General features: G+C 63.4%; 6 protein-coding genes. 1 reads left to right on the forward strand and 5 read right to left on the reverse strand.

Annotation, left to right across the window (positions count from 1 at the left end; translation table 11 throughout):
• Nucleotides 1–140: 140 nt before the first annotated feature.
• Genes F4Z81_01630 through F4Z81_01645 form a run of 4 tightly spaced genes read right to left on the reverse strand, consistent with a single transcriptional unit; the run spans nucleotide 141 to nucleotide 5,759 of the window.
• Nucleotides 141–1,889, reverse strand: coding sequence for a peptide ABC transporter substrate-binding protein (locus F4Z81_01630; GenBank protein ID MXW03746.1), 1,749 nt, complete (start codon nucleotides 1,887–1,889; stop codon nucleotides 141–143).
• On the reverse strand, nucleotides 1,886–2,980 hold the full coding sequence (gene pdxA, locus F4Z81_01635) for a 4-hydroxythreonine-4-phosphate dehydrogenase PdxA (protein MXW03747.1): 1,095 nt from the start codon (nucleotides 2,978–2,980) through the stop codon (nucleotides 1,886–1,888). Before pdxA ends, F4Z81_01630 begins: the two co-directional genes overlap by 4 nt.
• A 9-nt stretch (nucleotides 2,981–2,989) precedes the next feature.
• Nucleotides 2,990–4,621, reverse strand: coding sequence for a four-carbon acid sugar kinase family protein (locus tag F4Z81_01640; GenBank protein MXW03748.1), 1,632 nt, complete (start codon nucleotides 4,619–4,621; stop codon nucleotides 2,990–2,992).
• Nucleotides 4,479–5,759: a pyridoxal-phosphate dependent enzyme gene (locus tag F4Z81_01645; protein MXW03749.1), complete on the reverse strand. Its 1,281-nt coding sequence runs from the start codon at nucleotides 5,757–5,759 to the stop codon at nucleotides 4,479–4,481. Before F4Z81_01645 ends, F4Z81_01640 begins: the two co-directional genes overlap by 143 nt.
• 291 nt (nucleotides 5,760–6,050) lie before the next feature.
• On the opposite strand from F4Z81_01645, the gene F4Z81_01650 reads away from it, so the two are divergent.
• The gene (locus tag F4Z81_01650; GenBank protein MXW03750.1) at nucleotides 6,051–6,989 is read left to right on the forward strand and encodes a dihydrodipicolinate synthase family protein; all 939 of its coding nucleotides are present in this window, start codon (nucleotides 6,051–6,053) and stop codon (nucleotides 6,987–6,989) included.
• A 3-nt stretch (nucleotides 6,990–6,992) separates the two neighbouring features.
• Here F4Z81_01650 and F4Z81_01655 read toward each other — a convergent pair.
• The coding region (locus F4Z81_01655; protein MXW03751.1) for a sulfatase-like hydrolase/transferase at nucleotides 6,993–8,267 on the reverse strand (1,275 nt) is incomplete at its 5' end.

The raw sequence follows: 8,267 nt of genomic DNA on the forward strand, positions 1-8,267 counted from the left end.
AAGCGCAAGAAACGTTTGCGGGCCGACAGGCATAAGAAGAAGTAAGATCGGCGGCTGACCGGCGGCCTTCGGGCTTCCGAAGGCAACGAGTGTCCCCCGCGGGACGCTGCGCCGGTCTTGTGCCGTCCAGCCCCGAAGTCCTACCTCGCACCGGGAAAATCCTCGCCGATATAGAGATCCGTGAAGATCACGGTCTTTCCGCCGAATCGGTTGGTCTTGAGTCCCCTGAGCCACGGCTTGAAGAGGTGGTTCGCCATGGGATGGAAGACGAAGGCGGCCCCCGCCTCCCCGACCAGGAAGCGCTCGGCCCGGCGGATGATTTCCGTCCGTCTTCCGGGATCCAGTTCCTGGTCCGCCGCGTCCAGCAACGCCTCGAATTCCGCGTGTTCGAAATCGTGGCGGCTGCGCCCACGCGTTCCGGGGCGCCAGATCATGTCCAGCATGTTCTTGGGATCCCGGTAGTCCCCGAAGAAGGGTACCATTCCCAGATCGATGTTCCAGTTGAACATGTAGTTGGTAAATACGGGGTAATCGGCGCTGCGGAACGTGATGCCGATGCCCAGGTGTTCCCGCAGCATGCCCTGGATCACCTCGGCGACCATCCGGATATCGGGTCTCGGCTGCCTCAGCCACATTTCCATCACCGGGAACCCGCGGCCACCGGGATAACCGGCCTCTGCCAGCAACTTCCGCGCCTGTTCCGGATCGAATTCCTGGTAGGCTTTGTAGTCGTCGTGGGCGTCGAAGGTGACCGGCAGCATGGAATAGGCGGGAACGGCGGCGCCATGCAGGACTACGCGGCAGATCGTTTCCCGGTCGATGGCCCGGGCGATGGCACGCCGGACCCGGGCATCGTCAAAGGGCGGTTTCCGTGTATTGAAGAAGATGTACCATGTGCCGTCGGTCGGGTTGGAGACGAGTTCCGAGCTCAATTCGGGATCGCGCTGCACGCGGATCAACTCGTTGGCCTGTACCTCGGCAAATCCCACCTCGTCATTTTCGTAGGGTAGCAGGTTGGCCGTGGACGGATGGCGGAAGACGCGGTGGATCTTCTCCACATAACCCTTGATGGGGCCGTCGTAATAGGGATCGAGCTCGAAGTTCATGTGGCTGCCGTGCTTCCATTCCGTCAGCCTGTAGCTCGAATTGGTCACGCAGTTCCCTTCTTCGGTCCACCGGGGTCCGTGCTTCTCCACCTGCCACCGGGGCACCGGCATGGAGGTGGGGACGGAGAGAATGAGTCCCAGGTACGGTGCCGGGTGGGTGGTTTCGAAGGTCAGCGTATGGTCGTCGACGGCCCTGACGCCCAGCATTTCCGGATCAGCGTTCGGGGTCTGGCTGTAGGTCGTCGCACCCACGATGTCGCTGTAGAACGCGGCGTAGGGATTGGCCGTCTCGTAGGAGAGAGACCTGCGGAACGTATAGACGAAGTCGTGGGCCGTGACGGGCCGGCCGTCGCTCCACCGCCCAGTTTTCCGCAGATAGAAGGTCCAGGTCTTGCCGTCGGCAGAGACCTCCCATCGATCGGCCGCCGCCGGGATGAGGTCGCCGTTTTCGTCCTTGGCGACCAGGGTCTCGAAGAGGAACTCGTTCCACTGTCCCACGTAGAGGTTGACGCTGACGTCCAGGCTGCGGGGCTCGTCCCGCATGAACCGGTACGTCTGGAATTCCAGTGGTGCCGCGTCCGGCGGCATCCGCTTGCCGATGGCGTTGAAGACGGGGTTGGTGTCCTGAGGGGCAAGCGGTATGGCTTCGGCCAGAAGCATGCCTGCGCATGCCAGCAGAGAGGCTGCCAGGATGGCCGTGTAACGCCGGCCCGCCCATCCTCGGGTCGATCCTCCAACCGAACCGCCGCCCGGTCCTTCCGCCGGCCGCAGTTTCGAATTCATGACGTGGCCTGTGCTCCTTTTCCATCTCCAATGGACCACTGTTCGCCGACAAGCGACACGGCCATCCGAAGCGCCTCACCCAGGTTGCCCGCGTCGGCAATGCCCTTGCCCGCGATATCGAAGGCCGTGCCGTGATCCACGGAAGTCCGGATGATCGGCAGGCCGAGGGTCACGTTCACGGTGCGGTCGAAGGCGATGGCCTTGACCGGGATGTGTCCCTGGTCGTGGTACATGCCGATGATCCCGTCGAAGTCACCCTTCCGGGCCCGCATGAACACGGTGTCCGGCGGCAGGGGACCCGTGATCCGCCAGTTCCCGGCACCGGCTTTCTCACGCGCTTTTTCGATGGCGGGCTTGATGATGCGGATCTCCTCGTCCCCGAAGAGTCCGCCCTCGCCCGCATGGGGATTCAGTCCGCACACGGCGATCCGCGGCGCCGCCACGCCCATGCCGGCCAGCGCGCTGCCGACCAGGTCCAGGGTGATGAGTATTTCATCTTCGGACAGGCGGTCGATGGCGTCTCGCAGGGAAACGTGGGTCGTCGCGTGGGAGACCAGGATCCCGTCGAAGGCCAGTGCGAGCCTGAAACGTTTCGTTCCCGTGATTTCGGCCAGCAGTTCGGTATGGCCGGCGTAGGCGTATCCGGCCAGGCTCATGGCCGCCTTGTTCATCGGCGCGGTGACCATGGCGGCGATGTCGCCGTCCATCGCCATGCGGGAGGCCCATTTCACGCATTCCACGGCAAGGCGTCCGGCCTCGGCCTGCTCCTTCCCTGACTTTAATCCGTCAGTTTCAACGTCCGCGGCATTCAGCACGTCCACCGTGCCGTAACGGTACAGACCGGCCGCGGGATGGCCGGTCACGTGAATATCCAGATTCGGGGCCGTTTCTCCGCCATCACGGCCGCCTGGTAAATCTTCATCGGCCAATTGGGCCAGCGAAAGGGTCCTTCGGAGCACCTCGTCATGTCCTATGACCAGCGGCCGGCACAGCTCGTAGACCCATTCCTGCGACAGGATCTTTACGATGATCTCCGGTCCCACGCCGTTCGGATCGCCCAGGGTAATGCCGATGACCGGTCGTTCATCCATACCGCTTCCTCAAAGGTTGCCGGTTGCCCGCTTGCCGGCAGGTCCGGTGGTGCCAACCGGTGTGTCCCCGGCCTTGGTGTCGACACCGCGCGGAGAGAGGCATGCCACGGCCTTCGCCAGTGTGTGTTGATCGCCGAAGGAACCGGGTTTGATAACCAGGCCCATACCATTCCGGGGGCCGCCCGCGACAACGGCGTGGGCTACGCCCGGTTCTATCCGGCCCTGGATCCAGGCCCCGTCGCTATCGAGTGTCCGAAAGACGCTTCCGGCGGTCTCCCCGCCCGTGAGTACGATGCCGCCCGGGTCCACTGCCACGAACAGCCTTCGGGCGACTTCGCCCAGGTTTTCGAGGACCACCGATGCCGGATCGCGGCCGGGGGTTTTCTCCGACAGGCGCTCAAGCCACGTTTGCAGCTGAGGCCGGCCGGGCCGTTTCGGGGTCACGACTGCGTTCCGCCCCTTCCCCATGACCTCCGCGACGCTTGTTGTCAGTCGATCCACCTCGCCCCGGCTCTCCCTTTCGTCGACGAAAGACATCGGATCAAAGGGACAGATGGTTATCGACTTTCGGCTACTGGCTTCCTCGACCTGGCGGACTGTCGTGTCGTGCAGACTGCAGGCGAAGACGAGTACGGGACCGTCCTTCAGTGGCGGCGCGGTTGCGGCGACGCGCGGCATCCAGGATGATGGCCGCAGTGACCGGGATGTGGCGGTCCGCGGCTTCCACGTGAGTGCCAACCGTTCCGCAAGGGCGCCCGCCATACCACCGGAGCCACAGAGCAGCACCGAATCCGCCACAAGCGCCGAATCCGCCGCAGACGCCGAAGACTGCCTTTCCTCCGAAGTTTCATGGACCTCGAGGATCGCGTCCAGCAACCCATCCCATCCTGTTGGATCGTCCATGTCCACCACGACCGAGGTCCCCGAAGCAGCCTTGATCCGGGCGAGCGCCTTACAGATGGTTATCGAACCGCCATGGACGGTTTTCAAATCGATGTGGGTCCTCGCCCTGCCGGGGCCATTGTCCAGTAGATCCGGGATGAAGGCGTGTTGCGGCGGGATATCGGGACCTACCAGGTCCTGGCACCGTACCGGAACGCCGTGAAGCAGTTGATAGCCGCCCACGGTCGTCCGGCCCATTTCGGGAAAAGCCGGAGCGCATACCACCAGGCCGAAGCCCATTATGTCGCTGACAAGGTTGATTTCCAAGCCCACATGTCCCCTGAGTGTCGAGTCGATCTTCTTGTATATCAACGCTCCCGACCGGGCGCGTATCGCCTTGCAGGCCACGCCGACACGCATCGCGGCTTCCGTCTCACCACAGGAACGGGTGTCCGTGTTCAGCACGATCAGGTCCGCCGCATCGAACCGGTCCAGCCGGTCCGGACCGGTCGGCACGGCCACGGCGAAGCCCTGTTTGACGAAGGGTACCGCCACGTCGTGAGCGCCGGCGAGGTCGTCGGCGAGCATGTACAAGGGCATAGTCATGGCGGTGCTTTCAGGGCGAATCACCGTCGAGGCCGGCCCGTGCCTTGATCTCTTCCAAGGTGGGCTCGATGGGCGCGTCGCGGTCTGCCAGTTCAGCCATGATTTCCGGCCACTTGGCGCCCGATCCGGTGACCAGGCACACGACGGTCTCATTGGAGGAAACGCGACCTGTCCGGGCGGCCTTGATCACCCCGGCAACGGAGGCCGCCGATGACGGCTCGACCAGGTAGCCGCTCCGCGCGAGCAGGCGCACCGCATCGATGATCTCGTCCTCGGTCACGTCGGTGGCGTCGCCGCCGGAATCGTAGATGGCCCCCAGCGCCAGGGGCCCACCGGTGTCGTCGCGGATGGACAGGGCGATGGAACTCGGATCGGGGTGGACGATCACGTCGCCGCGTCCCTGTTGGAACGACTGCACGTAAGGATTGCATCCGGCCGACTGCACCCCATGCATGACCGGATTCCGCTCGACGAGATCCAGCGCGCGCAGTTCGTTGAATCCCTTCCACGGACCGAACAGCGCGTCACCCGCGGCGATGGGACAGAACATCCGATCGGGGATCCGGCCGCCGAGTTGCACGAAGATCTCGAAGGCGATGGTCTTGTAGCCCTCGATGCCGAAGGGCGTACCCGTGGGCATGGGCGTCATGGTCGTCGAGGGATAGTAGCCGTGGTCCCGGATCAACGTGTCCAGGTACTGAAAGCGATCCTCCAGCACAAAGGCATGGCCTCCGTACAGGGCGATCATGTCCCGCTGAAGCATGGAGGATTCGGGATGACAGAGGATGATGCAGGAATCCATCTCCGCGGCGGCGCAATAGGCCGCGGCCGACGCGCCGTGATTGCCCGTGGTGCTGGCCGTGACCCGGTTGTAGCCCAGGGATCGAGCCATGGAGACCGAGGACGCGTGGAACCGGTCTTTGAAGGCCCAGGTGGGATTGGTCGTCTCGTTCTTGATGTACAGGTTCGACAACCCGGTCACCTCGCACACCACCCGGGGCCGCACGAGGGCCGTGTTCCCTTCGCCCAGGGAGATCTGCTCCGCCGGATCCCGCAGCGGCAGCAGGGCGTCGAATCTCCAGATACCGTGACCCGGGCGATCCCAGTCCTCCACGTTCAGTTCGGACGCAATGGCCTTGTAGTCGTATGCCACCGTCAACGCGGCAGCGCCGCCCCCTGCCTCGTCCGCGCCGCCCCCTGTCTCTTCTACGCAAGCGGGACAGCCGAAGAACATCGGCGCCAGAGGATATTGGGCATTACACCGGGTACAGATCAGGCCGAGAACGGACATTGTTTTCTTTCGGGAGTTGAACCGGAATATACCGGCTTTCCCGTCTATGGAAGGGGATGGCAATTCGTGTGCGGTTACCAGGATCGCTACCCGAAAATATACCTTCGTAACCAGGGGGTGTAAAGGACTACAGGGTGCTTCGCATCATACGTCTCGGTGATCGTCGCCCATGCCCGGTACCCGACGCGCCCCGGTTATTCTTGACACGGAAGACGGCACTACTATATGATCCGTAAGCCGAACGCATGACACGAAATCCTTGACAGAATCAAACCCACAGGAAGCCACGCCATGCCAACTCAGACATTGCCCCACGGTCTCTGGCCGGTGATGCTCAACGCCTTTCACGAGGACGGATCCATCGACTGGTACGGCGTGGACGCCCTGACCGACTGGTATATCGAGAGGGGATCGGCGGGCCTCTTTGCCTGCTGCGGTTCCAGCGAGATGTTTCACCTGGATGACGTGGAGCGCCTGGCCGTAGCGCAACGCGTCGTAAACCAGACCGGAGGCAGCGTGCCCGTTGTCGCCACCGGGACCTTCGGCGGCCCTATAGAGAATCAGGCCCGGTTTGTCAGGCATATGGCCGACCTGGGCGTGGACGCGGTGGTCGTCATCGTCTGCCTGATGGCCGAAAGTGACGAGGACGAGGAAGTGCTGAAGCGGAACATGGAGCGACTGCTCGCCTTGACGGATCCCGTTCCCCTGGGGCTCTACGAATGCCCTACGCCCTATCACCGAAAACTGTCGCCCGAACTGTTCGGGCATCTCGGCGCTACCGGCCGGTTCCTCTACCACAAGGATACGGTCTGCGACATCGATCTGCTCCGGCTGAAGATCGACGCCGTGCGCGACACGCCGCTTGGGGTCTTCAATGCCCACTTCGAAACCGGACTCGCGGGGCTTCGCTACGGGGCCGCCGGGATTTCTCCCGTTGCCGGCAACGTATTCCCCGAACTGTTTGCCTGGTTGTGTACCGAGTATGACGAACAGCCGGAAAATGCGGAGGAGGTGCAGCGGATGATGACGTCCCTGGCGCCGGTCGTCAACAACAAGTACCTTGTCACCTGCAAACGGTACCTCCAGCGTATCGGACTGCCCATCACGACGCGCTGTCGTTCAACGGACGCCAGGCTGACTGCCTTCGACGAGGGGCTGATCGATGGATTGCAGACGTCGGTCGAACGATTCGCAGAAGCGCTGGAAATCAACCGGACGGTACCGGCCTGATCTTCATTCCGCCGCGTCCAGCCGCTCGACGTCCACGTAGTACGCCCCCTGGGTTTCCCCTTCCTCATCGATGAAAGAAGCATGCAGGAGCGTCGGTCCCGTGCTGCAGATCGCGAGGATGAACTCGGCGGTTTTGTCGCCGGATTTCAAGGATTCGCTCCGTTCCTCGTCGAAAAGCGACAGGCGCGCTAAGGCCGGCCGGATCGCCTCGGAGCGGGCATCCTCCGGGGCGTAAATGAGGGCCCTCGCCTCCTCGGGCGGGATCGTTCCGTCGATGGCCAGGTCGCGTTCGGCGGGCCAGCGGCGCAGGGAGAACCGGTAGCGGCCGGGCCGCGCAATCTCGACGGCCCAGGTGCCGGTACTTTTCCTGGCCTGGGCGATATGTGTCTGGTGCCAGGCCACGTCCCCCAGCACGTCCATGGCGCAGAGGCGCGCGGGATTCTCGGCCGGATCGCCGAGCGTTATGGGACAGTAGGCTTCGAGTCCGGCTGAGATCTCGTCCCACCAGGCGTCATGGGCGACGCGCAGCCGCTCCACCACGTCCGGAAGGTCGGCGGCCAAGTCCTTGCGCTGACCCGGATCGGCCTTGATGTCGTACAGCTCTTTGCCCCGGACGAGCCGCCAGCGGCGTGTCATCACGGCATTGGTCCATTTCTCCGGTGGCACGGTATCCTGGCGATACTGCAGGAAATGGACCCGGTCACCGGGCAGGCTCGCCGGGCCGCCATGCAACAGCGGTGCTATGTTCTGACCATCGAAGTTCACATCAGGCGCGTCGAGATCACAGAGGTCGATGAAGGTCGGCAGCACGTCGATATGAAGACTCATCTCGTCGACGTCCCGTCCTCCGTCGAGACCGCCTCCCGGCCATCGGAGGAAGAAGGGCACGCGGTGCCCGCCGTCATAGTAGGACCCCTTCTTGCCCCGCATCCCCGCATTGTATCCCCGTACCGCGTACTGGTTATCATCGAGTTCGCTTCCACCGGAACTCCCGTTGTCGGTCATGAAGACCAGGACAGTGTCTTCTTCCAGGCCCAGTTCAGCGAGCCTGCGGCGAAGGCGCCCGAAGTTCTCGTCGATGTTCGCGATCATGCCGCAGAATTCGGGTTCCGGCACGTCGGGGTTGCCACGGTAGGGCCGGGCGTATTCCTCGGACACGAGATAGGGGGTGTGCGGGGCATTGGTGGAGAGATAGACGAAGAACGGCGCATCTGATCCAGCCGAATTTGACGGTGGCGCGTCTGACGGTCCCGCGGATCGCCCGCCCCCGGACTGACC

Source organism: Gemmatimonadota bacterium (assembly GCA_009835325.1).
Classification (GTDB): Bacteria; JAAXHH01; JAAXHH01; order JAAXHH01; family JAAXHH01; genus JAAXHH01.